The sequence below is a fragment of the Streptomyces huiliensis genome (genome assembly GCF_020037025.1).
Classification (GTDB): Bacteria; Actinomycetota; Actinomycetes; order Streptomycetales; family Streptomycetaceae; genus Streptomyces; species Streptomyces huiliensis.
Genome location: NZ_JAIQLH010000512.1, coordinates 1 through 911, shown reverse-complemented (window position 1 = coordinate 911; position 911 = coordinate 1). Strand labels below are relative to the sequence as shown.

Here is a 911-nt window from a genome sequence, read left to right as displayed (position 1 = left end):
CGCCGACGTGCCGGCGGGCACCGCGAGCCGCGCGGTGTCGGCGGAGCCCCGCGCCGCCGCGGGGGCGGGCACCGGTGCGGAGCCGCTTCCCGTCGGCGGACGAGTGGCCGGTTCGCCGCTCGCCGTGTCCGAGACGGCCGTCTCCGGCGCAACGGCCGTCTCCGGCGCGTCGGAGGCGGGCGCGGGCTCCGACGGTCGGTCCACCGAGGCGGTGACGTGCGGGCCGTCACCCGCGTCGCCCGCCGAGGAGGGGGCGGAGACGGCCGACCGCTCGGCCGTGCCGGGCGTGGCGACGAGGGACGGGCCGGGTCCGGCCGCATCGGTCGCGGGCTCGGCGACGGGCCGGCCCGCGCCCGGTGCGGGCGAGGCGGGTGGCTCCAGGGAATACGAGTCCTGCGCCTCGGGCGCCGGAGCGCCGGCGTCCGGGCCGCTCTCCGGCGGCGTCGTGGCCGGGGCGGCGGGGCGGCCGGGCACGGCCGGAGGCTGAGCGGCGGTGGCCTGCGGCTCACCCGGCCCCGGAGCGGACGCGCCCGGAGCGGACGCGGCGGATGCCCCGACGGGCCCGCCACCGGGCCCGGAGGGGGCCGAGGGGGCCGCCGGGGCGTGGGAGGCGTCCTGGCTGGGGGCCGGGGCGGCGGAGGACGGCTGGGAGGCGGGGCGCGGCGACTCGGGCGTCGGCGACGGTACGGCGTGGCCCGGGGGCACCGCGTCCTGCGGCGAGGCCGCCGGGTGCGCCGCGGGCGGGACGGCGTCGTGAGCGGAAGCCACCGGGTATGCCGCGTCCTGAGGCGGGGCCGCCGGAGGCGGAACAGCCCCCTCGGGCGCGGCCGCCGCGTCCTGCGGAGCGGATGCCGGGCGCGCCCACGGCGGAACGGCGTCGTGCGGCCCCGGCGGAACGGCGCCCTCGGCCG

At 83.6% G+C, this 911-nt stretch carries 1 pseudogene; it reads right to left on the bottom strand.

The window, feature by feature from the left end:
- A pseudogene (locus JNW98_RS35555) lies at positions 1–474 on the bottom strand (hypothetical protein); the annotation flags it as partial.
- Positions 475–911: the final 437 nt, after the last annotated feature.